The sequence below is a fragment of the Bacillus sp. R45 genome, assembly GCF_021729365.1.
In the GTDB taxonomy this organism is placed as follows: Bacteria; Bacillota; Bacilli; order Bacillales; family Bacillaceae; genus Bacillus; species Bacillus velezensis.
Map to the genome: position 1 here is coordinate 1569465 of NZ_CP091421.1, position 25799 is coordinate 1595263.

Consider the following 25799-nt stretch of genomic DNA (forward strand, 5'->3'; position numbering starts at 1 on the left):
AAAAGAGGCTTAAGACATGAACATTAGCGGCGAAATCCAAGCGGCTTTCAGACAGCTGACGGCGGAAATCCCTCCGGACCGGCAGGACGGCGGTAAAGACAGCGGTACTCAAAGGCTGCTGTTAGGGAAGGTTCTCCGTTTGCTGGACGATCAAAGCGCTCTTATCCAGATCGGCGGCCGGACGATGCAGGGAAAGCTTGAAACCGCCCTCCGGCCGCAGGCGTATTACTGGTTTTCTTATGACAAACAGCCGGCGGAAAAAACGGGCCGGCTTCATGTCATCGATCAATTCGAAGGAAGCCCGAAAACCGTTCAGGAAGCGGCGGGTAGACTGTTAAACGCTCTTTCCGTCAAACCGGGCCCTGTGTCTCTGCAGATTGCCGAAACGTTTATGCAGCAGAAGCTGCCGATGACGGAAAACAGCCTCAAAGCCTGCATCCGCTGGGCTGAATCGCTTCCGGCCGCCGAATTGAAAAAAGCGGCGGAAACAATCGTATTTGCGCTGAAACGGGAACTGCCCGCACATCCGGAAGTCTTGTCATCCATTCATGCCGTTAAATATCCGGTTCCGACCCGTCGCCTCCTCTCAGGACTGCTTCAGGCAATCAATCAGGCTCCGCAATCGGCAAAAGAGCTGTCTGTGCTCAAAGAGGCGGTTTCTGACGTATTAAACGCGGAAACGGATCTTCATGCAGAACGTCTCTTGAAGAAGCTTGCCGAGGCTGCACGCATGCCGATCCCAGAAACCGGGCTGATGGATGAAGAAGAACGGACGGAATCAAAACAATCACCATTTGTCCGAGAGACTCGTGAAAACGGAAAGGCAGTCTCAAGCCAACCTTCTCCTCCGAGTGCGCGGACAGATCAAAAACTTCCTGAAAAAACGGCAAAACAGATTATAGAGAAATTAATGACATCGGCAGAAAAAACTGAAAACCGCCCCGTAAAAGTAACGGCGGAGATCATTAAGGCTTTCATTTCTCAAGAAAAAACATTTAAAACAGCACCTGTTCTTCAAAAAGCACATCTGACAGAACAGGAGGCGGCTGTTTTCGAAAAAGCCGTTCAGCTCACCGAATTGAAATATGCGGAAAAACATGATGTATTAAGCCTTTTGCAGAAAATCAAAAAAGGATTGGGCACGCGTGATGAATTATCATTCATTACAGCGCTTGAAAAAGGCGTATCTCCGCAGCCGGAGAAACAAGCGCTGAAAACGGCCCTCCAAGCCGTCCGGACGCTTCAAGAAGCGCCCCAATCCGTTAAACAAGAGGCGGAACCGCTTATTCATAAATTAAACGGCCAGCTGCTTATTGAGCAGCATAACCCTTCTTTTACGCAGATGGTGCTGTCATTTCCGCTGGGAGCGTCCGCGTATGAGAATGACATCACAGTTCTCTTTAAAGGACGGAAGAAGCCGGACGGAAAACTCGATCCGTCACATTGCAGGCTCCTGTTTTTGCTGCATCTTGAAACACTGCAAGAAACCGTTGTGGACTGCATGATTCAGCAAAATGTAATGACCATTACGGTTGAGACTGATTTTGAGCTTCAGGCGGCCATCGACCCTCTCGTACCGGCTTTAAAAGAAGCCGTAAAAGAAACGGGCTTCAGCCTGTCAGGCGTCACGTCTAAAAAACGGCGCCCGAAAGACCAGAGCGCTCTTGTGGAAGAGTTTATAGAAAAAGACGGCGGAAGAAAAGTGGATGTGAAAATATGAAAGAGCAAACGCCGTTAAGAAGAGCTGTCGCCCTGCATTACGACCGGCAGAAAGATCAAGCCCCGAAAGTTGTCGCAACAGGCAGGGGGCATGTGGCGGAAAATATTATAAAAGAAGCTGAGAAGGCTGGGGTCCCCATTCAGGAAGACAGAACCCTTGTCGAATTAATGCGCCATTTGACGGTTGACGATCACATACCGGAGGCGCTTTATGAAACCGTTGCCGAAATTTTTTCATTTGTTTACAGACTGGACGAAACCCTGAAAAACGAAAAATAAGGACCATTCATTTCCCGGACTCCGTTTAAATTTATATTTTCAATAAAATAAAAGTTAGAATGTTTGGAAGGATATAAAGATTTTGTTTTGAACCCTAGACAATTCTTCCAGTATTATATAGAATGAAAGCGCAGTCTATTTTTAGTTTTGCTACATAAGTTAGGAGGATGGGAAATGAATATCCATGAGTACCAGGGAAAAGAAGTCCTCAGAAAATACGGGGTGTCTGTTCCTGAAGGTAAAGTGGCTTTTACAGCAGAGGAAGCAGTTGAAAAAGCAGAGAGCCTGTCAAGCTCGGTTTATGTCGTAAAGGCGCAAATCCATGCTGGCGGCCGCGGCAAAGCTGGTGGGGTAAAGATTGCAAAAACAAAAGATGAAGTGAAAGAGTATGCCGAAGAACTGTTAGGCAAGACGCTCGTCACACATCAAACCGGTCCGGACGGACAAGTAATAAAACGCTTACTTATTGAAGAAGGCTGCGATATTAAAAAGGAATACTATGTCGGGCTTGTACTTGACCGCGCTACTTCAAGAATCGTTTTAATGGCGTCTGAAGAAGGCGGAACGGAGATTGAAGAAGTAGCGGAAAAAACACCTGAAAAAATTAAAAAAGCGGTAATTGATCCGGCTGTCGGCCTTCAGGGCTATCAGGCAAGGGAAATTGCATTCGCAATTAACATCCCGAAAGAGCTTGTCGGCAAAGCCGCTAAATTTATGCTCGGTTTATATAAAGCATTTGTTGAGAAGGACTGCTCCATCGCTGAGATCAACCCTCTCGTCGTTACGGGGGACGGAAACGTCATGGCGCTGGATGCTAAGCTGAACTTCGACAGCAATGCGTTATACAGACAAAAAGACATTATGGAATACAGAGATTTAGATGAAGAAGATCCGAAAGAAATCGAAGCGTCAAAATACGATTTAAGCTACATTTCCCTTGATGGAAATATCGGCTGTATGGTAAACGGCGCGGGTCTTGCAATGTCTACAATGGATATCATTAAACACTACGGCGGAGAACCTGCAAACTTCCTTGATGTCGGGGGCGGCGCAACCGCAGAAAAAGTGACGGAAGCTTTTAAAATCATTCTTTCCGATCAAAACGTAAAAGGAATTTTCGTTAATATTTTCGGAGGCATCATGAAGTGTGATGTCATCGCCGAGGGCGTTGTTGAAGCGACGAGACAAGTCGGATTGACATTGCCGCTGGTCGTGCGCCTTGAAGGGACAAACGTAGATTTAGGAAAGAAAATCCTGAATGAATCAGGCTTAAACATCACATCTGCGGAATCAATGGCAGACGGCGCACAGAAAATCGTATCCTTAGTTTAGGAAAGAATGAAAGGCAGGGGACCAGATAATGAGTGTTTTTATCAATAAAGATACAAGAGTTATTGTACAGGGGATTACAGGTTCTACCGCTTTATTTCATACAAAGCAGATGTTGGAATACGGCACGAATATCGTTGGCGGTGTAACACCTGGAAAAGGCGGAACGGAAGCGGAAGGCGTACCGGTATTCAATACGGTCGCAGAAGCGGTTCATACAACGGGCGCTGATGCGTCAGTCATTTACGTGCCGGCTCCGTTTGCGGCGGACGCAATTATGGAAGCGGTTGACGCGGAAATTGATCTTGTCATTTGTATCACTGAGCACATTCCGGTTTTGGACATGGTGAAAGTGAAGCGCTTTATGGAAGGCAAGAAAACGAGATTAATAGGGCCGAACTGCCCGGGTGTTATTACACCTGAAGAATGCAAGATCGGCATTATGCCGGGATACATTCATAAAAAGGGTCATGTAGGCGTTGTATCCCGTTCAGGAACATTGACATACGAGGCCGTCCATCAGCTTTCAGAAGCCGGCGTAGGCCAGTCTACCGCTGTAGGGATCGGCGGCGATCCGGTCAACGGCACGAACTTTATTGACGTGTTAAAAGCGTTCAATGAAGATCCTGAAACACATGCCGTCATCATGATCGGAGAAATCGGCGGCACAGCTGAAGAAGAAGCGGCTGAGTGGGTGAAAGCGAACATGACGAAGCCTGTTGTCGGCTTTATCGGCGGTAAAACCGCGCCTCCGGGAAAACGCATGGGCCATGCGGGCGCCATCATCTCCGGAGGAAAAGGCACGGCAGAAGAAAAAGTCAAAACGATGAACGCCTGCGGCATTGAAGTCGCGGAAACCCCTTCTGTAATGGGTGAAACGCTGATTAAGGTGTTAAAAGAAAAAGGCTTATTTGAAACGTGCAAAACGCACTGATCGAAGCAGGGGCAGCCGTAACGGCTGTTCCTGTTTTTGCTGAAAAAAGAGGAGGTTGCCCGATTTGGATCAAGCATCGCGCTGTTTAATGGTCTGCAGTATTAATCAAATCATTTCCCCGTCTCTTCTATTAAAATGGTGGAAAGCTGATCACTCTCTGTCTTTTTTACCGGATCCGCATCCATTAACTGTTTTATCAGAAGGGAAAACAGCCCCGGAAGCAATTTTTCGGGAAATAGAGCGCAAGGATCCGGAACTTGATGAAGTTCTGTCCGATTACCGCCGCGAAGGCATTACTGTCATTCCGATTTCATCAAGCCGCTACCCAACATGGCTTAAAGCGATTTATGATCCGCCGGCTGTCTTGTATGCAAAAGGGAACACACCGCTTCTTGAAAAAGGCAGAAAAATCGGGATTGTAGGAACGCGGAAACCGACGGAAGACGGAATAAAAGCGGCTGGGCATCTTTCCGCCGAACTCTCAAAAAAAGGCTGGGTCATTGTAAGCGGGCTTGCATCCGGTATAGACGGTTTGTCTCATAAGGCGAGCATCAGGGCAAAAGGGCTTACGATCGGCGTGATAGCCGGCGGATTCCATCACATCTATCCCCGGGAAAATCTCCTGTTAGCAGAATACATGGCTGAACACCATCTCCTACTCTCAGAACATCCTCCTGAAACAAAGCCGAAAAAATGGCACTTTCCGATGAGAAACCGCATAATCAGCGGACTAAGTGAAGGAATTGTGGTCGTGCAGGGAAAAGAAAAAAGCGGTTCATTAATCACAGCTTACCAGGCCCTCGATCAAGGCAGAGAGGTATTTGCCGTTCCGGGTTCCATATTTAATCCATATTCCGGAGGACCTATAAAACTCATTCAAGAAGGGGCGAAAGCTGTATTATGCGCAGAGGATATTGACGGAGAGCTGACCGCCCGATGCGTTCAGTATACGGAACCCTTTTGAAATATCGTTTGACAAACGGTATTGTAATATTTAATAATAGTGAGGATTTAAAGTTGCATATTATTTTCATGTATAAAATGACGTTCATCATAAAGAATGAAATGTTGAAAGCCATAAAAAGGCAGCTCTAAAATGAATTGATACTTGAAAAGAGAGAGAACACCTCTTGAGGGGGATGAAAATGTCTGATTATCTAGTCATCGTGGAATCGCCGGCAAAGGCGAAAACGATTGAACGTTATTTAGGGAAGAAATATAAAGTCAAAGCTTCAATGGGACATGTCCGGGATCTTCCGAAAAGTCAAATGGGAGTTGACATCGAACAGAACTTTGAACCGAAATATATTACGATCCGCGGAAAAGGCCCTGTTTTAAAAGAATTAAAAACAGCGGCAAAGAAAGCAAAAAAAGTCTATCTCGCGGCCGACCCCGACAGAGAAGGGGAAGCGATTGCATGGCATCTCGCACACAGCCTTGATCTGGATCTCAGCTCTGACTGCCGGGTCGTCTTTAATGAAATAACGAAAGACGCCATTAAAGAATCATTTAAACATCCGCGCATGATTAACATGGATCTTGTCGATGCGCAGCAGGCGCGCCGCATACTAGACAGACTCGTCGGATACAAAATCAGCCCGATTCTTTGGAAAAAAGTAAAAAAAGGCCTCAGTGCGGGCCGTGTGCAATCCGTTGCGCTCCGGCTGATCATCGACCGGGAAAAGGAAATCAATGACTTTAAACCTGAAGAGTACTGGACGATTACCGGCTCATTTTTAAAGGGAAAAGAGACGTTTGAAGCCGGATTTTTCGGGAAAAACGGCAAAAAGCTTCCTTTAAAAAGCGAAGAAGACGTAAAAGCCGTCCTTGCTCAGCTGAAAGGCAATAAGTATACAGTTGACAAGGTGACGAAAAAAGAGCGCAAACGAAATCCCGCTCTGCCGTTTACAACGTCCACTCTGCAGCAGGAGGCTGCCAGGAAGCTGAATTTCAGAGCGAAGAAAACGATGATGATCGCTCAGCAATTATATGAAGGAATTGATCTCGGCAAAGAAGGGACAGTCGGACTCATCACGTATATGAGAACGGACTCAACGCGGATTTCCAATACAGCCGTTGAAGAGGCGTCAGCTTTTATTGATCAGGCATACGGAAAAGAGTACTTAGCGGGAAAACGGAAACCGGCAAAGAAAAATGAAAACGCTCAAGATGCCCACGAAGCGATCCGCCCGACTTCGGTGCTCAGAAAACCTGCCGACTTAAAAGCGGTGCTTGGAAGAGACCAGCTCAGACTATACAAGCTGATTTGGGAGCGTTTTGTTGCAAGCCAGATGGCGCCTGCCGTACTTGATACGATGAGCGTCGATCTCAGCAATAACGGATTGACATTCCGGGCAAACGGAAGTAAAGTCAAATTCGCCGGCTTCATGAAAGTCTATGTAGAGGGTAAAGACGATCAGCTGGAAGAAAAAGACCGCATGCTTCCGGACCTTAAAGAGGGAGACACGGTTTTATCAAAAGATATTGAGCCTGAGCAGCACTTTACTCAGCCGCCTCCGCGTTACACAGAGGCGCGCCTGGTTAAAACGCTTGAAGAACTGGGGATCGGCCGTCCTTCGACATATGCGCCGACTCTTGACACCATCCAGCGCCGCGGTTACGTGGGATTAGACAATAAACGGTTTGTGCCGACTGAGCTTGGGCAGATCGTGCTGGATCTTATCATGGAGTTTTTCCCGGAAATCATCAACGTTGAATTCACGGCTAAAATGGAAAGGGACCTTGACCATGTTGAAGATGGCGAGACAGAATGGGTTCAAATCATTGACAGCTTCTATACCGATTTCGAAAAACGCGTGAAAAAAGCGGAAGCTGAAATGAAAGAAGTGGAAATTGAACCTGAATACGCAGATGAAGATTGTGAATTATGCGGCTCCCGGATGGTTTATAAAATGGGCCGATACGGTAAATTTATGGCGTGTTCCAACTTCCCTGACTGCCGGAATACAAAACCGATTGTTAAACAAATCGGCGTAAAATGTCCTAAGTGCCATGAAGGAAATATTGTCGAACGAAAATCAAAAAAGAAACGCGTCTTTTACGGCTGTGACCGTTATCCTGAATGCGACTTCGTATCTTGGGACAAACCGATTGAACGAAAATGCCCGAAATGTGAAAATATGCTCGTAGAGAAAAAGCTTAAAAAAGGCATACAAGTCCAATGCGTCGAATGCGATTATAAGGAAGAACCACAGAAGTAGCGGTGAGCAGAGCCTTGCTCACCTTCTTTGTGTGGAAGGGACAAACAACAGGAGATGAAAAGAAATGAACCAGCAAACAGTTAATGTAATCGGAGCAGGCCTTGCCGGAAGTGAAGCGGCATGGCAGCTTGCAAAACGAGGAATTCAAGTAAAACTATACGAAATGCGGCCCGTCAGGCAGACGGCAGCCCATCATACCGATAAATTCGCTGAACTGGTATGCAGCAACTCCCTCCGTTCAAATACACTCGCCAATGCGGTAGGCGTATTAAAAGAAGAAATGCGGGCGCTTGACTCAGCAATCATTCAATCTGCTGATAAATGCTCGGTTCCGGCAGGGGGAGCGCTTGCCGTTGACCGCCATGAATTTGCGCAAAGCGTGACGGATCTCGTGAAAAACCATCCGAACGTAACGGTTCTTACTGAGGAAGTAACAGAGATTCCGGAAGGCCCGACGGTTATCGCGACCGGACCGCTTACATCAGAATCGCTTTCACAGCAGCTGAAAGAGCTCACGGGAGAAGAGTATCTGTATTTTTATGACGCGGCGGCGCCGATTGTCGAAAAAGACAGCCTTGATATGGATAAAGTGTACTTAAAATCCCGTTATGACAAGGGAGAAGCGGCATACTTAAACTGCCCGATGACAGAGGAAGAGTTTGACCGTTTCTATGAAGCATTGACGACGGCTGAGACGGTTCCTTTAAAAGAATTCGAGAAAGAAATCTTCTTTGAAGGCTGCATGCCGATTGAAGTCATGGCGAAAAGAGGCAAGAAAACGATGCTGTTCGGACCGATGAAACCGGTCGGACTGGAAGATCCGAAAACAGGCAAGCGCCCTTATGCAGTCGTTCAGCTCAGACAGGATGACGCGGCGGGAACGCTTTATAATATTGTAGGTTTTCAGACACATTTAAAATGGGGAGACCAAAAAGAAGTGCTGAAACTGATCCCCGGCCTTGAAAATGTTGATATCGTCAGATACGGCGTCATGCACAGAAACACATTTATCAACTCGCCGAGCCTTTTGAACCCGACATATCAATTTAAACAGCGGAACGATCTGTTTTTCGCGGGCCAAATGACCGGTGTAGAGGGTTATGTTGAATCTGCCGCTTCAGGTCTTGTAGCGGGAATCAATGCCGCCAAACTTGTGCTCGGTCAGGATCTTGTGACATTCCCGCAGGAGACGGCGATCGGAAGCATGGCTCACTACATTACGACGACAAATCAGAAGAACTTCCAGCCGATGAATGCAAACTTCGGCCTCTTAAAAGAATTGCCTGTAAAAATTAAAAACAAAAAAGAACGAAATGAAGAATACGCTAAACGCGCAATTGAGACTATTCAAACTATTTCGAAAACGATATAGCTTTTCATTGCAACTTCGATGCATTATATGATACCATTTAAAAGCCCTTCGGAGAGGGAGGTCTTCATAATGACTGAGAATGTTAACTTTTTTTTAAAGTTATTCGTTGAATATTTACAAATTGAAAAAAATTATTCACAATATACTATTGTGAATTATGTTAATTCGATTGAAGAATTTGGGATGTTTCTGCATGCTCAAAATATAAATGGAATGAAAGAAGCTGCATATCATGATGTGAGAATATTTTTGACAGAGGCTTATGAAAAAGGCCTGTCAAGAAGAACAATCAGCAAGAAAATTTCAGCTTTGAGAAGCTTCTATAAATTTTTAATGAGGGAAAAGCTTGTTGAAGAGAATCCGTTTCAGCTTGTTCATCTGCCGAAACAAGAGAAACGGATTCCGAAGTTTCTTTATGAAAAAGAACTTGAGGAACTATTCGCTGTCTCAGACAGAAGTCAGCCGTCAGGGATGCGCGATCAGGCCCTGCTTGAGCTTCTTTATGCGACCGGAATGAGGGTCAGTGAGTGCTGTACGCTCACTGTCGGCGATCTTGACCTGTTCATGGATACGGTGCTCGTTCACGGGAAAGGCAAGAAGCAGCGCTATATCCCGTTCGGCTCATATGCCCGTGATGCGCTGGAGCTGTATATCAACAGCGGAAGGCAGTGCCTGCTTGAAAAAGCAAAAGAGCCTCATGATGTGCTGTTTGTCAATCAAAGAGGCGGCCCGCTGACCGCCAGAGGAATCCGGTATATTTTAAGCGGGCTTGTAAAAAAAGCATCCGGCACTTTACATATACACCCGCATATGCTTCGGCACACGTTTGCGACTCATCTGCTGAATGAAGGGGCTGATTTAAGAAGCGTCCAGGAGCTTTTGGGCCATTCCAATCTGTCTTCTACGCAGATATACACGCATGTATCGAAGGAAATGCTGAGAAACACATATATGTCCCACCACCCGAGAGCTTTTAAAGAAAATTAAAAGGAGGCCCTTCTCATGTCATCTTTTCATGCGACAACGATTTTTGCCGTCCAGCATAACGGGAAAAGCGCTATGTCAGGAGACGGCCAGGTCACATTCGGTCAGGCTGTAGTCATGAAACATACCGCGAGAAAAGTGAGAAAGCTGTTTAACGGAAAGGTTCTGGCCGGATTTGCGGGATCTGTTGCAGACGCTTTCACACTTTTTGAAATGTTTGAGGCGAAGCTTGAAGAATACAACGGCAATTTAAAACGTGCGTCGGTTGAGCTTGCGAAAGAATGGCGCAGCGATAAAGTGCTGCGCAAGCTGGAAGCCATGCTGATTGTCATGAACCAGGATACCTTGCTTCTCGTATCGGGAACAGGTGAAGTGATTGAGCCGGATGACGGCATTTTGGCAATCGGCTCCGGCGGAAACTACGCCCTGTCAGCAGGAAGAGCGCTGAAAACCTATGCCGGAGAGAATCTGTCCGCCAAAGATATTGCAAAAGCCGCTTTGAAAATCGCAGGCGAGATTTGTGTGTACACAAACGATCAGATCATTTTGGAAGAACTTGAATAGAAAGGACTTGAGGCGCATGGAAAACAAACCGTTAACACCGAGACAAATCGTAGATCGGTTGGATCAATACATTGTAGGACAGCAGGATGCGAAAAAAGCTGTCGCCGTGGCATTAAGAAACCGCTATCGCAGAAGTCTTCTTGATGAAAAACTGAGAGACGAGATCGTTCCCAAAAACATCCTGATGATGGGCCCGACCGGGGTGGGGAAAACAGAGATCGCCAGACGGATCGCCAAGCTTACCGGTGCGCCATTTATAAAAATTGAAGCGACAAAATTTACAGAAGTCGGCTATGTAGGCAGAGATGTCGAATCAATGGTCAGAGACCTCGTTGAGACATCCGTGCGGCTCATTAAAGAAGAAAAAATCAGCGAAGTGAAAGAACAGGCTGAAGAAAATGCAAACAAACGTATCGTGCGGCTTCTCGTTCCGGGAAAGAAAAAACAAGCGGGTGTGAAAAATCCGTTTGAAATGCTTTTCGGAGGAAGTCAGACGGCAAATGATGATGAAGCCGATCAGCAGGAAGAAGCAAGCCTTGAAGAAAAAAGAAAACGCATGGCGCATCAGCTCGCATTGGGAGAGCTCGAAGACCATTACGTCTCCGTAGAGGTGGAAGAGCAGCAGCCGTCGATGTTTGACATGCTGCAAGGCTCCGGGATGGAGCAGATGGGCATGAATATGCAGGATGCGCTGAGCAATCTGATGCCAAAAAAGAAAAAACGCCGCAAAATGACGGTCAGAGAAGCAAGGAAGGTTCTGACCAATGAAGAGGCAGGCAAATTAATCGATATGGATGAAGTCGGCCAAGAGGCCGTGTTAAGAGCTGAAGAGGGCGGCATTATCTTTATTGACGAAATAGATAAAATCGCAAAAAACGGAGGGGCTTCTTCCTCAGCAGATGTATCGAGAGAAGGCGTTCAAAGAGATATCCTTCCGATTGTCGAAGGATCTACCGTCGTCACGAAATACGGCTCCGTCAAAACAGATCACGTGCTGTTTATCGCAGCCGGGGCATTCCATATGGCCAAACCGTCTGATCTGATTCCGGAGCTGCAGGGCCGCTTTCCGATTCGTGTAGAATTGAGCAAGCTGACGGTGGATGATTTTGTGAAGATTCTCGTCGAACCCGATAACGCGCTGTTAAAACAATATCAGGCTTTATTGCAGACAGAAGGTATATCTCTTGAATTTTCTGACGAAGCTATTCGTAAGATCGCCGAAGTGGCTTATCATGTGAATCAGGATACGGACAACATCGGAGCGAGAAGGCTTCACACGATATTGGAACGTCTCTTGGAAGACCTGTCGTTTGAAGCGCCGGACGTGACGATGGAAAAAGTTGCCATCACGCCGCAATATGTTGAAGAAAAGCTCGGAACGATTGCAAACAACAAAGATCTAAGTCAATTTATATTGTGAAAATTTAATAAGAGGAATTCTAGGAGGATTATTTATCATGGCTTTACTACAAAAAACACGAATTATTAACAGCATGCTGCAGGCTGCGGCAGGCAAACCCGTAAACTTTAAAGAAATGGCTGAAACGCTTCGTGACGTCATTGATTCTAATATTTTCGTCGTCAGCCGCAGAGGAAAGCTTTTGGGCTACTCTATTAATCAGCAGATTGAAAATGACCGCATGAAAAAAATGCTTGAAGACCGCCAGTTCCCGGAAGAGTACACGAGAAATCTGTTCAATGTTCCGGAGACGTCTTCAAACCTTGATATCAACAGCGAATACACGGCGTTTCCTGTGGAAAACAGAGACCTGTTCCAAGCGGGCTTAACAACGATCGTGCCGATCATCGGCGGAGGAGAGAGACTGGGCACGCTGATTCTGTCCCGTCTGCAGGATCAATTTGAAGATGATGATCTCATTCTTGCTGAATACGGAGCAACCGTTGTAGGAATGGAGATTTTAAGAGAAAAAGCGGAAGAAATCGAAGAAGAGGCGCGAAGCAAAGCGGTTGTTCAAATGGCGATCAGTTCTCTGTCTTACAGTGAACTTGAAGCGATTGAGCATATCTTTGAAGAGCTTGACGGAAATGAAGGCTTGCTTGTGGCAAGTAAGATTGCGGACCGTGTCGGCATTACGCGTTCAGTAATCGTTAACGCGCTGAGAAAGCTGGAAAGCGCAGGCGTCATTGAATCCAGATCATTGGGAATGAAGGGGACGTACATTAAAGTTCTGAACAACAAATTCCTTATTGAATTGGAAAACCTTAAATCTCATTAAGACAAAAGCAGGATCCCTGAAAATGGGGGTCCTGCTTTTTTTATGGACAATAGGTGAAAAGTTGCAGTTTAAAGTTGCTTATTGGAAGCTGATCTGAGATAATCCATCTTGCTGTGTGAAAAAAGGAGGAAGATACAGAAATTCTGCTATTTTCAGTCTTATATTAAACAAATGCTTGTAGTCCAAATACTCTAGGACTTAATACCTACATGCAAAATAGATATAATTGAGCACTTTTTTTTAGCCTAACTTCATAGACTTTAAGCCTGTTATTTCTTACAATAAGCATATGGTTTTACAATTCTCGACAAGGATTTTTAGGAGAAAAATATCTGAAATGGAGGTAAGTGGATTTGGACTTATTTTCTGGAACTATTCAAAATCTTGAGAATGCCTTGGGGAGAGCGGACATTAAGCAAAAAGTCTTAACTAATAACATCGCCAATATAGATACACCGAACTATAAGGCGAAAAAAGTCTCTTTCCGAAATTTGTTAGATCAGGAAACATCCAATCTTGAAGCGGTAAAAACCGACTATCGGCACGTTGACTTTACGGGTTCAGGGGACGATTATTCTATCGTGTCCAGCAGTGATACATCGTACCAGCAAAACGGAAACAATGTCGATATCGACAAAGAAATGACAGATTTAGCCGAAAATCAAATTAATTATCAGGCTTTGGTTGAAAGAATGAGCGGCAAATTCAATTCTCTGAAAACCGTCTTGACAGGAGGAAAATAATGAGTGGCTTTCAAAGCTTAAATATTTCGGGCTCCGCTTTAACTGCACAGCGTGTCCGGATGGACGTCGTATCGTCCAACCTGGCCAATATGGACACAACGAGAGCGAAGCAGGTAAATGGCGAATGGGTGCCTTACAGAAGAAAGCTGGTATCTCTCCAATCCGGAGGCGAATCATTTTCGTCCCTTTTACATTCCAAGATGAACGGAACAGGAAGCGCGGGAAATGGCGTAAAGGTATCTGGCGTTACGGAAGACCCGTCCGCTTTTAATCTCGTTTATGATCCGGAGAATCCTGATGCGAATAAAGACGGATATGTACAAAAACCAAATGTAGACCCATTAAAAGAAATGGTGGATCTTGTCAGCAGCACGAGATCATATGAAGCAAACGTAACTGCATTAAACGCCTCCAAAGGCATGCTTTTGAAGGCTTTAGAAATCGGAAAGTAAGGTGATGTAAGTGGTTAACGCTATTACTCCTTTTCAGCTTCAACAAACCCAAAACACTCAAAACGTAACGAATCAATTAAACCAAACTCAAAAAACTGATTCTTCAAACCAAACAAGCTTTTCGGAGCTTTTAAAAAACTCTATTGATTCGTTAAATGAGTCACAAGTAAAATCTGACCAAATAACGAACGAACTGGCTGCAGGAAAGGATGTAAACCTTGACGAGGTCATGATCGCTGCCCAAAAAGCAAATATCTCTCTGACGGCCGCTACCGAATTCCGCAATAAAGCCGTGGAAGCCTATCAGGAAATCATGAGAATGCAGATGTAGTGGTCAGATTGAAGAGAATGACTGGAATGACCGGGGGTTAACATGAATCGTACTCTAATGCAAATGAAAACCAAAACGGCAGCGTTTTGGAACAACAGATCAAAAACACAGAAGATACTCATGGTAAGCGGCTTGGCCGCATTCATTATTTTACTCATCGTCGTTATTATTTTTACTTCGTCTGAAAAGATGGTGCCTCTTTATAAAGATTTGTCCGCGGAAGAAGCGGGGAAGATTAAAGAAGAGCTCGATACGAAAAAGGTGTCTTCTGAACTTGCTGACGGCGGCACGGTCATTAAGGTTCCTGAGAGCCAAGTGGATTCACTTAAAGTCCAGCTTGCCGCGGAAGGCCTGCCGAAAACGGGATCAATTGATTATTCGTTTTTCGGACAAAATGCGGGCTTCGGCCTGACAGATAATGAGTTTGACGTTTTAAAGGTTGAGGCGACTCAGACAGAATTGTCAAACCTGATAAATGAAATGGACGGTATTAAAAGCTCGAAGGTCATGATCAATATGCCGAAAGAAGCCGTGTTCGTCGGTGAAGATCAGCCGGCAGCGTCCGCATCCATCGTTTTGCAGATGAAACCGGGCTACTCGCTTGATCAAAACCAGATCAACGGGCTGTACCATCTCGTTTCTAAAAGTGTTCCGAACTTAAAAGAAGATAATATCGTCATAATGGATCAAAATTCTACATATTATGACAAAAGTGACAGCGGTGCAGGGTCCGTTTCTGACAGTTATGCATCTCAGCAAGGTATTAAGTCGCAGGTCGAAAAGGACATTCAAAAACATGTTCAGTCACTGCTCGGCACAATGATGGGGCAGGATAAGGTCGTTGTTTCTGTAACGGCGGATATTGACTTCACGAAGGAAAAACGCACTGAAGACACTGTCGAACCTGTAGATAAAGATAACATGGAAGGCATAGCGGTAAGCGCCGAAAAAGTTGCGGAAACGTATAAAGGCGACGGTGCGGCCAACGGCGGCACGGCCGGAACGGGAAGCAATGACACCGCGAACTATGCCGAGACAAACGGCGGTTCAAACAGCGGGGACTACGAAAAAAGCAGCAATAAAATCAACTATGAAGTCAACCGCATTCATAAAGAAATCGCGGAAAGCCCGTATAAAGTGCGTGATTTAGGCATTCAGGTCATGGTGGAGCCGCCTAATCCGAAAAATGCCGCTTCCTTATCGGCACAGAGACAGGCTGATATACAGAAGATTTTAGGAACGGTCGTCAGAACGTCTCTTGATAAAAACGAAACGCAAAATCAAAACCTGACAGACAATGATATCAACAATAAAATCGTTGTATCCGTTCAGCCGTTTGACGGAAAAACAAGCCTGAACACAGATTCGGCACAATCTTCAGGTCTTCCGATCTGGGTATATATTACAGGCGGCGTACTGCTTGCGGCCATTATTCTGCTTATCATTCTCCTCATCAGAAAGAAACGCTCACAAGAGGTTGAATACGAAGAATATGAATATGAAACACCGCCGGAGCCGGTTCGATTGCCTGATATCAACGAAGAGAAAATTGAAACGGAAGAAACAGTCAGACGAAAACAGCTTGAAAAAATGGCTAAAGAAAAACCGGAAGACTTTGCTAAATTGCTTCGAAGCTGGCTGGACGAGGATTAGGGGGAATGGAAAATGGCGAAACGTGATCAGAACAAGCTTACAGGAAAACAAAAAGCAGCCATCCTCATGATTTCCTTAGGCCTTGATGTATCAGCTTCTGTGTACAAGCATTTGTCTGAAGAAGAAATTGAAAGGTTGACTCTCGAGATTTCGGGAGTCAGAAGCGTCGATCATCAAAGAAAAGATGAAATCATTGAAGAATTTCATAATATCGCAATCGCTCAGGACTATATTTCACAAGGCGGTTTAAATTACGCCCGCCAAGTGCTTGAAAAAGCGCTCGGAGAAGACAAAGCGGTAAGCATTTTAAACAGGCTCACCTCTTCTTTGCAGGTAAAGCCGTTTGATTTTGCGAGAAAAGCGGAGCCCGAACAGATTTTAAATTTCATTCAGCAGGAACATCCGCAAACGATGGCGCTGATTTTATCCTACCTTGACCCGGTGCAGGCCGGACAGATTTTGTCTGAGCTGAACCCGGACGTTCAGGCTGAGGTGGCAAGAAGGATTGCGGTTATGGACAGAACGTCTCCCGAAATCATAAATGAAGTGGAGCGGGTCCTTGAACAAAAGCTGTCCTCCTCCTTTACGCAGGATTATACGCAGACCGGCGGCATAGAAGCCGTTGTTGAAGTGTTAAACGGCGTAGACAGAGGAACGGAAAAAACGATCCTTGATTCATTAGAAATCCAAGATCCTGAATTGGCGGATGAAATCAAAAAACGGATGTTTGTCTTTGAAGATATTGTCACCCTTGATAACCGTGCGATTCAGCGCGTGATCAGAGATGTTGAAAACGACGACCTCCTGCTTTCATTGAAGGTTGCGAGCGAGGAAGTCAAAGAGATTGTCTTCAGCAATATGTCACAGCGTATGGTTGAAACATTTAAAGAGGAAATGGAAATTATGGGGCCTGTGCGTTTGCGTGATGTGGAAGAGGCGCAATCAAGAATCGTGGGCGTCGTCCGCAAGCTGGAAGAAGCCGGAGAAATTGTAATCGCGCGAGGCGGAGGAGACGATATTATTGTCTAATATCATTAAACAGCAATCATCATTTTCTCCTGAACAAAAACGGCGCAAGCTTTCCTTGCAGGAAGTCAGGAAAACACATTCCCAGCCAGACCGGGAGGAACCTGAAAATCCGGAGGCGCTCATGGCCTTTGCCAAGGCCGAAGCCGACAGGGTGTCTGAAGAAGCCAAAAGTCAATTGGATCACACTCTTCGGCAGATTGAAGAAGAGAAAAACCGCTGGACGGAAGAAAAACAAAGATTGATTGAAGAAGCGAAGGCAGAAGGATATAAAGAAGGCATGGCATTGGGAAAAGCCGATGCTCAAGCAGAATATGCCAATCTCATCAGCCGGGCCAATGCCGTTATGGAAATGGCCAGACAATCAGTCGAGGACAAACTGGAAAGCGCTGAGGAAGAAATTATTGAGCTTTCCGTTGCGCTCGCTAAAAAAGTATGGCGGCAAAAAAGTGACGATAAAGAGGCTTTCCTTCTGCTGGTCAAACAGGTAGTAGCCGAAGTAAAAGATTATGATGACATCTCCATCTATGTGGACCCTGAATATTATGAGACGGTTCATCAGCATATGGACGAAATTCAGCAGCTGTTATACAAAGAATGCAGATTAAGCTTATATGCCGATGAAAAAGCCGCGAAGGGAACGTGCTCGATAGAAACTCCGTTCGGACGTGTTGATGCAGGCATAGACACCCAGCTGATGCAATTAAAGCAAAAGCTTTTAACGGCGCTTGAGGCGGGAGCGGAGCAATGAAGACACAGTATTTAATAGACTCAATTGAAACAGCGGATCCGTACAAACGCTACGGCAAGGTTAAACGGGTCATCGGGCTGATGATTGAATCAAAAGGGCCCGAAAGCTCAATCGGAGATGTTTGTCTCATTTATCCGAAAGGCCATGCGAAAAAAGCGATTAAAGCTGAGGTTGTAGGCTTCCAGGATGAAAACATTCTGCTAATGCCTTATCTGGAAGCGGCCAGCATCGCGCCGGGCAGCATTGTGGAGGCCACTGGCGAGTCGCTCCGCATCAAAGTAGGGGCGGGTTTAATCGGACAAGTTGTCGACGCGTTCGGCGAACCTCTTGACGGCCGGGCGCTTCCGAAAGGTTTGTCCCCCGTTTCGACGGAACAGCCGCCGCCAAACCCGATGAAACGCCCGCCGATACGGGAAAAGATGGGTGTCGGCGTCAGATCGATTGACAGTCTGCTGACGGTAGGAAAAGGGCAGAGAATCGGGATTTTTGCCGGAAGCGGAGTCGGAAAAAGCACCTTGATGGGAATGATTGCGAAGCAGACTGAAGCTGATTTAAACATTATCGCACTTGTCGGTGAACGGGGGCGCGAGGTGCGTGAATTCATCGAGAAGGATTTAGGCGAAGAAGGCCTGAAACGCTCGATAGTCGTAGTCGCGACCTCTGATCAGCCTGCGTTAATGCGATTGAAAGCGGCGTATACGGCCACCGCCATTGCGGAGTATTTCCGCGATAAAGGCCGGAATGTGATGTTCATGATGGACTCCGTCACGAGGGTCGCGATGGCTCAGCGGGAAATCGGCCTGGCAGCGGGAGAACCGCCGACAACAAAGGGATATACACCTTCTGTGTTCGCTATTTTGCCCCGTTTGCTGGAAAGAACGGGCGCGAATGAACAAGGAACGATAACCGCTTTTTATACGGTTCTCGTTGACGGAGATGACATGAACGAACCGATTGCCGATACGGTGCGCGGAATATTAGACGGGCATATCGTTCTCGATCGGGCGCTTGCCAACAAAGGACAGTTCCCGGCCGTGAACATCCTGAAAAGCATCAGCAGGGTCATGTCTAATATTTCAGACACAGCGCACATAGAGGCGGCCAACAAATTCCGCGATCTTCTGTCAACTTATCAAAACTCTGAAGATCTCATTAATATCGGAGCTTACAAAAGAGGGTCATCAAGAGAAATTGATGAAGCGATTCAGTTTTATCCGCAGCTTATTCAATTTTTAAAACAAGGAACGGAAGAACCTGCTCAATTGGAAGACAGCATTGCGGCATTGACGAGTCTGACAGGAAAAGAGGAATAAACATCATGGCGTACCAATTCAGATTTCAAAAGCTGCTGGAATTAAAAGAAAATGAAAAAGACCAAACATTGACTGAATACAGACAATCGGTTTCTGAATTTGAGACAGTGGCTGAAAAACTATATGAAAATATGAGCAAAAAAGAATTGCTCGAAAAAGACAAAGAATCAAAGCTGAAATGCGGGATGAGCGTTCAGGAAATGAGACATTATCAGCAATTCGTTTCCAATCTTGAGAACACCATCTATCATTATCAAAAGCTTGTCATCATGAAACGAAATGAAATGAATGAGAAGCAGGAACAGCTCACCGAAAAAAACATTGAAGTAAAGAAATTTGAAAAAATGCGGGAAAAACAATTTAATATGTTCGCACTTGAAGACAAAGCTGCAGAGATGAGGGAAATGGACGACATTTCAATCAAGCAGTTTATGATTCAGGGGCATTAGGAGCGAATGAAATGGCCGATAAAGAAAAGAGATCTGGAAAGTTCGGTTCAATCCTGCTTTTTATCATGATCCCGCTGATTTTTCTGATCATCGTCGCAAGCATCATCCTTTGGGCTGCCGGCGTTGATGTGATGAAGCCGATTCAGGAAACAGCCGCTAAAACGCCTGTTTTAAAAGAATTGGTTCCCGAAACGAAAGAAATGAAAAGCGCGGCGGAAAAGCAGAAGGAAGACAGAACGGCTTCTCTTGAAAAGACCATAAAGGAACAAAAAAGTGAAATTAACATTTTGAATAAAGATTTAGATACAAGCAAGTCCGAAATCGATAATCTGAATCAGAAAATCCGTTCGCTGAAACAGGAAGCTGAACAGCAGCAGAAAACGAAGACGGATGAAACGAAAAAAGACGCTTCGGATTCAGCCGGAAAAGATAAAATGATCAACATCTATAAAAGTATGGACAGCGGTAAAGCGGCAAGCATTATCGTAAAGCTGAAAGAAAAAGAAGCCCTCGATATTTTAAACGGATTAAGTAAAAAGCAGCTTGCTGAAATCTTGACGAAAATGACTCCTGAACAAGCGGCTAAATATACAGAAAAACTATCCGCTGACGGAAATAAGGAGTGATGTAAGTTGAAGCTGCTTGAATTAATGGGTAATCGTACGCAGACTGCGCAAAACAGCAATGTGAAGATGAATGTAAACAGCTTAGGTCTATTTCAGAACTGGCTCCTGTCGGAAATCACTTCTCCCCGGCAGCCCGGAGATGAAACAAAAACAAGTGACGCAGAGCTAAATGATGCCCTATCGAAAATCGGTGATTGGCTGAAAGCCGGCCCGGAAGATAAAGAATTGCAGCTTAAACAGCTGCTTGAGGCGGTAAAAGCTCTTGAAGGAAAGCAGACGGCTGAAACAGCTCTTCCTTTATTGAAACAGCTTGCCGAATCCGTTGAAGACATGTTAGCGGGAAAACAGCATGGGGCGAAGCCTGAAACGAATGAGCCGGATTCTTCCGCAAAAGACGGGGATTCCGTCAAGGATGCGCTTGAGAAGGGCCTGCTTTTCATTCAAGAAGCCGTATCCCAGCTCTTCACATCTCAGCAGGAACTGCCGGACAGCACGCAGGCAAAGGCGGTTTACCAGGAAGGCGCCCGTTTATTAGAGGCATTGAAAAAACAAGGCGTTCCGGACCGCGTGATTCAAGACCTGCGGCAGACATTTTTTCCGAAAAACGAATCTGCATCTAAACTTTACTCCATGACAGCCGCTGAGCTGAAGAGCTTTCAAAGCGTCGCGGAGCAGCTTGCGGGCCTTTCTCAAAAGGGAACAAAGGAATGGGATATGGCTGAAACTGAGCTGAAAGCTTTTGTGTTATCTCAATCATCTGAATCATCCCAAGAGTCAGCCGGGAAAACGGAACAGCAAAACGGCGGCACGGTTTCTCACGCAAAGGCGCCTGACAGCAAATTGTCTGCACATATACTGTTTTCGGGAACGAGAAGCCTTGCCGGCATTCAGCAAGCGTCCGCAGGAGCTGAACAGCAGCCGGCAGAAAATAAACCGTTAACGGATCAGGTCATCAGCGGTTGGAAACAGATGAAATACACGCCTTTCGGGAAAACAACCGGAAGCTTTACGATTCGTCTTAATCCCGAGAACCTCGGATTTGTCACAATTAAGGTGACAAACGAAAACGGGATGTTTCAAAGCAAAATAATCGCATCCAGCCAGTCCGCGAAAGAGCTGCTGGAACAGCATCTTCCTCAGCTGAAACAGTCGCTTCCGAATATGTCGGTCCAGGTCGACCGTTTTACAGTCCCGCTTCAAGGCGGGGATCAGCAGCCTGTTTACGGGCAGACGGCCGATCACAATAAACAGCAGCATCAGGGACAGAGAGAGCAGAAGAACAAGCAGCAGTCAGGCGATTTCGGAGATATGTTGGAGGAGCTTTCTCTCAATGAAATGGAGGAAGAATAGTTGACATCAGTAAACTCGGATTATGCCGCGGCGGGCGCTTCAACCACTTCAAACGCGAAGAGCACCTCCGCAGTAAACAGCAGTACGAATTTAGGGAAAGACGAATTTCTGAAGATCTTAATGACACAGGTTCAAAACCAGGACCCGCTCAATCCGGTTGATGACAAAGAATTCATCAGCCAGATGGCGACATTTTCTTCATTGGAACAAATGATGAATATGAATACGACGATGACTAAATTTGTAGAAAATCAAGATCCGTTTACGATGTATGTGAACTGGATCGGCAAAAATGTCACATTCAGCGACAGCGACGGGAAGGATCAGACAAGCCCAGTCAATTCAGTCAAGCATTCAAACGGCAATTACGTGCTCGTGCTTGAAAATGGCAAAGAGGTCAGTCCGTGGAATGTCACGGCCGTCAGCGAAACATCTAAATAAAAAGAAACCCAGGGGGAATTTAACATGTTACGTTCATTATATTCCGGTATCAGCGGCATGAAAAACTTTCAGACAAAACTAGATGTAATCGGCAATAACATCGCCAATGTCAACACAGTGGGATTTAAGAAAAGCCGCGTTACATTTAAAGATATGATCAGCCAGACAGTCGCCGGCGGTTCAAACGTGACCAATTCAAAACAAATCGGCTTGGGTGCCGCGACTTCTTCCATTGATGTCGTTCATTCAACCGGCGCCCCGCAGGCTACACAGAATAAAACCGACCTAGCCATTGACGGAGACGGCTACTTTCAGATTAATACAGGTTCGGGAATCGTTTACACACGTGCGGGGAATTTCGGAAAGGACAATCAAGGCAACCTTGTTACGACTGACGGGTACTACCTTGAAAAAATCGGCGGCGGCAAAATCAATATTCCGACTGATGCGAAAGATTACAGCATCGGTGCAGACGGAACCGTTACATACACTGATGCAGGGGATGCGGTTCATGATGCCGGACAAATCGGTCTGGTCACGTTCCCTAACAGCGCCGGTCTGGAAAAAATCGGAGGCAACCTTTACAGAGAATCATTAAGTTCAGGAGCTGCGAGCGCAGTCACCACTCCGGGCGAAAACGGAACGGGTAAGCTTTTGGCAGGCTATCTTGAAATGTCAAACGTAGATCTGACAGATGAATTTACCGAAATGATCGTTGCTCAGCGCGGTTTCCAATCAAACTCAAAAATCATTACGACTTCAGATGAAATCCTTCAGGAGCTGGTTAATCTGAAACGGTAAGGAGGGAGGAGAGGCGGTTAGGCCGCTTCTCCGGATTGCATGATTCAAGTCACCCGTTTAAACGGCCAGCCTTTTACGCTGAACGCGCTGTTTATCGAACAGATTGAGTGCTTCCCCGACACGACGATTACACTGTCCAACGGCAAAAAGTTCGTAGTGAAAGAACCGGAAGAAGCAGTTCTCAAAAAAGTCATATCGTTTTACCATAGCATACAAATATTTTCACTGGATCAGGGAATAGAGGAAGAAGAATGAAGAAAAAATTAGTCATCATTTTGCTGATTATTTTAATTGTCATCGCCGGCCTCGGAACGGCAGCATATTTTGTCGTCAGCGGACATTCCGGCAAAGATAAAAAGCCGACAATTGACGAAGTCGTTGCAGCCACTGTGTCTGTCGACGATATCACGACAAACTTAAAGTCTGACAGCATCATCCGTATCGGCATCAAGCTTGAAACCGACTCGGCTAAAGCGAAGGAAGAACTTGAAAAACGCGATTTTCAGGTGAAAGACAACATCATTTCCATTTTAGCTGACACAAGCGCCGGAGAGATTGAGGGAGATAAAGGAAGAGAAGCGTTTAAACAATCATTAAAAGAGAAAGTAAACAGCTATCTCCAAGAAGGAAAAGTTCAGAAAGTGTACATTACCTCCTTTAATCTGCAATAAAAACAAATTTGACAGAATACGGAGGTGAAGAAAATGTCAGGAGAAGTTCTCTCCCAAAATGAAATAGACGCACTGCTTTCCGCCATTTCCACGGGTGAGGCGGATGCGGAAGAGCTGAAAAAGGAAGTTAAAGAGAAAAAAGTAAAGGTATATGATTTTAAACGGGCTCTCAGATTCTCGAAAGATCAGATACGCAGTTTAACCCGGATACATGATAACTTTGCGAGGCTTCTCACAACACACTTTTCCGCCAAGCTCAGAACGTATATTCATATATCCGTCAGCTCAGTTGACCAGGTGCCGTATGAAGAATTTATCCGTTCCATACCGAACATGACGATTTTAAATTTATTCGATGTTCATCCGATGGAAGGCAGAATCATGATGGAGGTTAATCCCACCATCGCATACGCAATGCTTGACCGCGTCATGGGAGGCATCGGCATCACTCATAACAAAGCTGACAGCCTTACGGAAATTGAAACGAATATTATTTCTAACTTATTTGAAAATGCACTGGGCAACTACAAAGAAGCTTGGCAATCGATTGCTGATATTGACCCTGAAATGACTGAATTTGAAGTGAATCCTCAGTTTGTACAGATGGTTTCCCCAAATGAAACAGTCGTTGTCATTTCTCTCAATACACAGATAGGTGAAATCAGCGGTGTCATTAATCTTTGTATTCCCCATGTCGTACTTGAGCCGATTATCCCTAAGCTTTCCGTACATTATTGGATGCAATCAGACCGGAATGAAGCGAAGCCCGAAGAAACGAAGCTGCTTGAAAAGCGCATCATGACGGCTCAAATTCCCGTTGTGGCTCTCTTGGGCGCTTCTGAACTGACAATAGAAGAATTTTTAAGTTTGGAAGTCGGGGACTGTATAACTCTGGACAAATCAGTGACTGATCCTCTTACTGTATTGGTCGGAAACAAACCGAAGTTTTTAGGGCAGGCCGGCCGGGTGAATCGAAGACAGGCAGTGCAAATTTTAGATCACGACATAAGAGGTGAACAAGATGAACAATAGATTATCTCAAGATGAAATCGATGCTCTTCTTAACGGCACAAGCAGTCAGTCAGAGGATACAGAACAGCCTCAAGAGGCGAACTTGTCTGAACTTGAGCGCGATGCGATCGGAGAAATCGGGAATATTTCGTTCGGCAGCTCGGCTACGGCGCTGTCCACTCTTTTAAATCAAAAAGTGGACATTACGACACCGAGTGTGACCGTCATTTCAAAAAGCAAAATCAGTGATGAATTTCCTCATCCGTATGTTGCCATTGAAGTGAACTACACAGAAGGCTTTGACGGCAGCAATTTGCTCGTCGTCGAACAAAGCGACGCGGCCATCATCGCGGATTTGATGATCGGCGGAGACGGCCGGGGCGCCGATCCGTCACTCGGTGAAATCCACCTGAGCGCCGTGCAGGAAGCAATGAATCAAATGATGGGCTCGGCTGCTACGTCAATGTCGACCGTATTCAGTAAAAAGATTGACATTTCTCCGCCAAGGGTTGAACTTCTGGATGTGACGGAAGAAAAAGGGACCGACAGAATACCTGAGGATGACCTGCTCGTAAAAGTGTCATTCCGTCTGAAAGTCGGCGAATTAATCGATTCGAGCATCATGCAGCTTTATCCGATTACGTTTGCGAAAGATCTGATCGCAGACCTGATGACTGCAGACCAGCATGAGTCAGAGGCCGCAGAAACCGTATCAGAACCACAGGAAACATACGAAACGCCGCAGCCGGAACCTGCCATGCAGCCGGAGCCGCAGGCAAAACCCGAGCTTCCGAAGAGACAGGGAACCGCAAAAAAAGCTGCTCCTGTTCAAGTCGCTCCGGTAGAATTCCAGGCGTTTGATCATAACGAAGCCGCACAAGGATCAAGGAATAACCTTGATATGCTGATGGATATTCCGCTTTCCGTTACGGTTGAGCTCGGCAGAACGAAGAGAAGCGTCAAAGAAATCCTTGAACTTTCTGCGGGAAGCATTATTGAGCTTGACAAGCTGGCTGGTGAACCTGTTGACATCCTGGTCAACCAGCGGATCGTGGCAAAGGGCGAGGTCGTTGTCATAGAAGAAAACTTCGGCGTGAGAGTCACTGATATTTTAAGTCAGGCAGACCGCCTTAACAATTTAAAATAAGCGAACATAGAGGAGAGAAACAGATTATGGCACACAGAATTTTAATTGTAGACGATGCAGCATTTATGAGAATGATGATCAAGGATATTTTAGTGAAGAACGGTTTTGACGTTGTAGCTGAAGCTTCAGACGGAGCGCAGGCAGTCGAAAAATTCAAAGAGCATTCCCCCGACCTAGTGACAATGGATATTACAATGCCTGAAATGGACGGGATTACAGCTCTAAAGGAAATTAAACAGATCGATCCGCAGGCGAAAATCATCATGTGTTCGGCTATGGGCCAGCAGTCAATGGTTATTGACGCGATTCAGGCCGGCGCAAAAGACTTTATCGTGAAACCGTTCCAAGCGGACCGCGTGCTTGAAGCCATTAATAAAACATTAAGCTAAAGGGTG

28 protein-coding genes are annotated in these 25799 nt (G+C 45.7%); all 28 read left to right on the plus strand.

What is annotated here, in order from left to right; genetic code table 11:
* The first annotated feature begins 16 nt into the window (after window positions 1-16).
* The 28 genes from L3V45_RS07940 (at window position 17) to cheY (ending at window position 25793) form a co-directional block, all read left to right on the plus strand.
* Window positions 17-1720, plus strand: coding sequence for a glycosyl transferase (locus L3V45_RS07940; RefSeq protein WP_236837338.1), 1704 nt, complete (start codon window positions 17-19; stop codon window positions 1718-1720).
* Window positions 1717-1998: a FlhB-like flagellar biosynthesis protein gene (locus L3V45_RS07945; RefSeq protein ID WP_003154284.1), complete on the plus strand. Its 282-nt coding sequence runs from the start codon at window positions 1717-1719 to the stop codon at window positions 1996-1998. The genes L3V45_RS07940 and L3V45_RS07945 overlap by 4 nt, the downstream gene beginning before the upstream one ends.
* A 174-nt stretch (window positions 1999-2172) precedes the next feature.
* The gene (gene sucC / locus L3V45_RS07950) at window positions 2173-3330 is read left to right on the plus strand and encodes an ADP-forming succinate--CoA ligase subunit beta (protein ID WP_003154283.1); all 1158 of its coding nucleotides are present in this window, start codon (window positions 2173-2175) and stop codon (window positions 3328-3330) included.
* A 28-nt stretch (window positions 3331-3358) separates the two neighbouring features.
* Window positions 3359-4261, plus strand: a complete 903-nt coding sequence (sucD, locus tag L3V45_RS07955; protein ID WP_003154281.1) for a succinate--CoA ligase subunit alpha — start codon at window positions 3359-3361, stop codon at window positions 4259-4261.
* Between the two features lie 64 nt (window positions 4262-4325).
* Window positions 4326-5225 carry a DNA-processing protein DprA gene (dprA, locus tag L3V45_RS07960; protein ID WP_015388238.1) on the plus strand — a complete coding sequence of 300 codons (900 nt, stop codon included), beginning with the start codon at window positions 4326-4328 and terminating at the stop codon, window positions 5223-5225.
* A 181-nt stretch (window positions 5226-5406) separates the two neighbouring features.
* Complete coding sequence (gene topA, locus L3V45_RS07965) at window positions 5407-7482, plus strand: type I DNA topoisomerase (protein WP_003154274.1); 2076 nt, start codon at window positions 5407-5409, stop codon at window positions 7480-7482.
* A gap of 64 nt (window positions 7483-7546) precedes the next feature.
* Window positions 7547-8854, plus strand: coding sequence for an FADH(2)-oxidizing methylenetetrahydrofolate--tRNA-(uracil(54)-C(5))-methyltransferase TrmFO (trmFO, locus tag L3V45_RS07970; RefSeq protein WP_003154273.1), 1308 nt, complete (start codon window positions 7547-7549; stop codon window positions 8852-8854).
* Window positions 8855-8923: 69 nt separating this feature from the next.
* Window positions 8924-9841, plus strand: a complete 918-nt coding sequence (gene xerC / locus L3V45_RS07975) for a tyrosine recombinase XerC (RefSeq protein ID WP_043867088.1) — start codon at window positions 8924-8926, stop codon at window positions 9839-9841.
* Window positions 9842-9856: 15 nt separating this feature from the next.
* Window positions 9857-10402 carry an ATP-dependent protease subunit HslV gene (gene hslV, locus L3V45_RS07980; protein ID WP_003154267.1) on the plus strand — a complete coding sequence of 182 codons (546 nt, stop codon included), beginning with the start codon at window positions 9857-9859 and terminating at the stop codon, window positions 10400-10402.
* A 16-nt stretch (window positions 10403-10418) separates the two neighbouring features.
* Complete coding sequence (hslU, locus tag L3V45_RS07985) at window positions 10419-11822, plus strand: ATP-dependent protease ATPase subunit HslU (RefSeq protein ID WP_014305002.1); 1404 nt, start codon at window positions 10419-10421, stop codon at window positions 11820-11822.
* A 37-nt stretch (window positions 11823-11859) separates the two neighbouring features.
* Entirely contained in the window at window positions 11860-12639 is a 780-nt protein-coding gene (codY, locus tag L3V45_RS07990; RefSeq protein WP_003154263.1) for a GTP-sensing pleiotropic transcriptional regulator CodY, read from the plus strand.
* A 353-nt stretch (window positions 12640-12992) separates the two neighbouring features.
* Window positions 12993-13382 (plus strand): flagellar basal body rod protein FlgB, encoded by a 390-nt coding sequence (gene flgB / locus L3V45_RS07995; RefSeq protein ID WP_003154260.1) that lies wholly within the window; start codon window positions 12993-12995, stop codon window positions 13380-13382.
* The gene (gene flgC, locus L3V45_RS08000; protein ID WP_003154259.1) at window positions 13382-13834 is read left to right on the plus strand and encodes a flagellar basal body rod protein FlgC; all 453 of its coding nucleotides are present in this window, start codon (window positions 13382-13384) and stop codon (window positions 13832-13834) included. The genes flgB and flgC overlap by 1 nt, the downstream gene beginning before the upstream one ends.
* 10 nt (window positions 13835-13844) lie before the next feature.
* Window positions 13845-14165, plus strand: a complete 321-nt coding sequence (gene fliE / locus L3V45_RS08005) for a flagellar hook-basal body complex protein FliE (RefSeq protein ID WP_007409777.1) — start codon at window positions 13845-13847, stop codon at window positions 14163-14165.
* A 42-nt stretch (window positions 14166-14207) separates the two neighbouring features.
* On the plus strand, window positions 14208-15818 hold the full coding sequence (fliF, locus tag L3V45_RS08010) for a flagellar basal-body MS-ring/collar protein FliF (protein WP_234949687.1): 1611 nt from the start codon (window positions 14208-14210) through the stop codon (window positions 15816-15818).
* Window positions 15819-15830: 12 nt separating this feature from the next.
* A complete protein-coding gene (gene fliG, locus L3V45_RS08015; RefSeq protein ID WP_003154256.1) occupies window positions 15831-16847 on the plus strand; it encodes a flagellar motor switch protein FliG in 1017 nt (338 codons plus the stop codon).
* Window positions 16840-17595, plus strand: a complete 756-nt coding sequence (gene fliH, locus L3V45_RS08020; protein ID WP_234949688.1) for a flagellar assembly protein FliH — start codon at window positions 16840-16842, stop codon at window positions 17593-17595. Before fliG ends, fliH begins: the two co-directional genes overlap by 8 nt.
* Window positions 17592-18908 carry a flagellar protein export ATPase FliI gene (gene fliI, locus L3V45_RS08025; RefSeq protein ID WP_003154254.1) on the plus strand — a complete coding sequence of 439 codons (1317 nt, stop codon included), beginning with the start codon at window positions 17592-17594 and terminating at the stop codon, window positions 18906-18908. Before fliH ends, fliI begins: the two co-directional genes overlap by 4 nt.
* 5 nt (window positions 18909-18913) lie before the next feature.
* Window positions 18914-19357 carry a flagellar export protein FliJ gene (gene fliJ, locus L3V45_RS08030; protein ID WP_003154253.1) on the plus strand — a complete coding sequence of 148 codons (444 nt, stop codon included), beginning with the start codon at window positions 18914-18916 and terminating at the stop codon, window positions 19355-19357.
* Window positions 19358-19368: 11 nt separating this feature from the next.
* Window positions 19369-19983: a MotE family protein gene (locus L3V45_RS08035; protein WP_015388236.1), complete on the plus strand. Its 615-nt coding sequence runs from the start codon at window positions 19369-19371 to the stop codon at window positions 19981-19983.
* 6 nt (window positions 19984-19989) lie between these two features.
* Window positions 19990-21333 carry a flagellar hook-length control protein FliK gene (locus L3V45_RS08040; RefSeq protein ID WP_234949689.1) on the plus strand — a complete coding sequence of 448 codons (1344 nt, stop codon included), beginning with the start codon at window positions 19990-19992 and terminating at the stop codon, window positions 21331-21333.
* Window positions 21334-21774, plus strand: coding sequence for a flagellar hook assembly protein FlgD (gene flgD / locus L3V45_RS08045; protein WP_003154247.1), 441 nt, complete (start codon window positions 21334-21336; stop codon window positions 21772-21774).
* Between the two features lie 24 nt (window positions 21775-21798).
* Window positions 21799-22575 carry a flagellar basal body rod protein FlgG gene (flgG, locus tag L3V45_RS08050; RefSeq protein ID WP_003154244.1) on the plus strand — a complete coding sequence of 259 codons (777 nt, stop codon included), beginning with the start codon at window positions 21799-21801 and terminating at the stop codon, window positions 22573-22575.
* Window positions 22576-22614: 39 nt separating this feature from the next.
* Window positions 22615-22830 (plus strand): swarming motility protein SwrD, encoded by a 216-nt coding sequence (locus L3V45_RS08055; RefSeq protein ID WP_003154243.1) that lies wholly within the window; start codon window positions 22615-22617, stop codon window positions 22828-22830.
* A complete protein-coding gene (gene fliL / locus L3V45_RS08060) occupies window positions 22827-23246 on the plus strand; it encodes a flagellar basal body-associated protein FliL (RefSeq protein ID WP_003154241.1) in 420 nt (139 codons plus the stop codon). The genes L3V45_RS08055 and fliL overlap by 4 nt, the downstream gene beginning before the upstream one ends.
* Before the next feature lie 33 nt (window positions 23247-23279).
* Window positions 23280-24278 (plus strand): flagellar motor switch protein FliM, encoded by a 999-nt coding sequence (gene fliM, locus L3V45_RS08065; RefSeq protein WP_003154240.1) that lies wholly within the window; start codon window positions 23280-23282, stop codon window positions 24276-24278.
* The gene (gene fliY / locus L3V45_RS08070) at window positions 24268-25404 is read left to right on the plus strand and encodes a flagellar motor switch phosphatase FliY (RefSeq protein WP_069013686.1); all 1137 of its coding nucleotides are present in this window, start codon (window positions 24268-24270) and stop codon (window positions 25402-25404) included. Before fliM ends, fliY begins: the two co-directional genes overlap by 11 nt.
* A 26-nt stretch (window positions 25405-25430) precedes the next feature.
* Entirely contained in the window at window positions 25431-25793 is a 363-nt protein-coding gene (cheY, locus tag L3V45_RS08075; RefSeq protein ID WP_003154238.1) for a chemotaxis protein CheY, read from the plus strand.
* The last annotated feature ends 6 nt before the right edge of the window (window positions 25794-25799 follow it).

Bases quoted from the DNA above. Each gene is read 5' to 3' on its own strand.
- L3V45_RS07940 (WP_236837338.1), top strand. From the start codon at position 17: ATGAACATTAGCGGCGAAATCCAAGCGGCTTTCAGACAGCTGACGGCG.
- L3V45_RS07945 (WP_003154284.1), top strand. From the start codon at position 1,717: ATGAAAGAGCAAACGCCGTTAAGAAGAGCTGTCGCCCTGCATTACGAC.
- sucC (WP_003154283.1), top strand. From the start codon at position 2,173: ATGAATATCCATGAGTACCAGGGAAAAGAAGTCCTCAGAAAATACGGG.
- sucD (WP_003154281.1), top strand. From the start codon at position 3,359: ATGAGTGTTTTTATCAATAAAGATACAAGAGTTATTGTACAGGGGATT.
- topA (WP_003154274.1), top strand. From the start codon at position 5,407: ATGTCTGATTATCTAGTCATCGTGGAATCGCCGGCAAAGGCGAAAACG.
- trmFO (WP_003154273.1), top strand. From the start codon at position 7,547: ATGAACCAGCAAACAGTTAATGTAATCGGAGCAGGCCTTGCCGGAAGT.
- xerC (WP_043867088.1), top strand. From the start codon at position 8,924: ATGACTGAGAATGTTAACTTTTTTTTAAAGTTATTCGTTGAATATTTA.
- hslV (WP_003154267.1), top strand. From the start codon at position 9,857: ATGTCATCTTTTCATGCGACAACGATTTTTGCCGTCCAGCATAACGGG.
- hslU (WP_014305002.1), top strand. From the start codon at position 10,419: ATGGAAAACAAACCGTTAACACCGAGACAAATCGTAGATCGGTTGGAT.
- codY (WP_003154263.1), top strand. From the start codon at position 11,860: ATGGCTTTACTACAAAAAACACGAATTATTAACAGCATGCTGCAGGCT.
- flgC (WP_003154259.1), top strand. From the start codon at position 13,382: ATGAGTGGCTTTCAAAGCTTAAATATTTCGGGCTCCGCTTTAACTGCA.
- fliF (WP_234949687.1), top strand. From the start codon at position 14,208: ATGAATCGTACTCTAATGCAAATGAAAACCAAAACGGCAGCGTTTTGG.
- fliG (WP_003154256.1), top strand. From the start codon at position 15,831: ATGGCGAAACGTGATCAGAACAAGCTTACAGGAAAACAAAAAGCAGCC.
- fliI (WP_003154254.1), top strand. From the start codon at position 17,592: ATGAAGACACAGTATTTAATAGACTCAATTGAAACAGCGGATCCGTAC.
- fliJ (WP_003154253.1), top strand. From the start codon at position 18,914: ATGGCGTACCAATTCAGATTTCAAAAGCTGCTGGAATTAAAAGAAAAT.
- L3V45_RS08035 (WP_015388236.1), top strand. From the start codon at position 19,369: ATGGCCGATAAAGAAAAGAGATCTGGAAAGTTCGGTTCAATCCTGCTT.
- flgG (WP_003154244.1), top strand. From the start codon at position 21,799: ATGTTACGTTCATTATATTCCGGTATCAGCGGCATGAAAAACTTTCAG.
- L3V45_RS08055 (WP_003154243.1), top strand. From the start codon at position 22,615: ATGATTCAAGTCACCCGTTTAAACGGCCAGCCTTTTACGCTGAACGCG.
- fliL (WP_003154241.1), top strand. From the start codon at position 22,827: ATGAAGAAAAAATTAGTCATCATTTTGCTGATTATTTTAATTGTCATC.
- fliM (WP_003154240.1), top strand. From the start codon at position 23,280: ATGTCAGGAGAAGTTCTCTCCCAAAATGAAATAGACGCACTGCTTTCC.
- fliY (WP_069013686.1), top strand. From the start codon at position 24,268: ATGAACAATAGATTATCTCAAGATGAAATCGATGCTCTTCTTAACGGC.
- cheY (WP_003154238.1), top strand. From the start codon at position 25,431: ATGGCACACAGAATTTTAATTGTAGACGATGCAGCATTTATGAGAATG.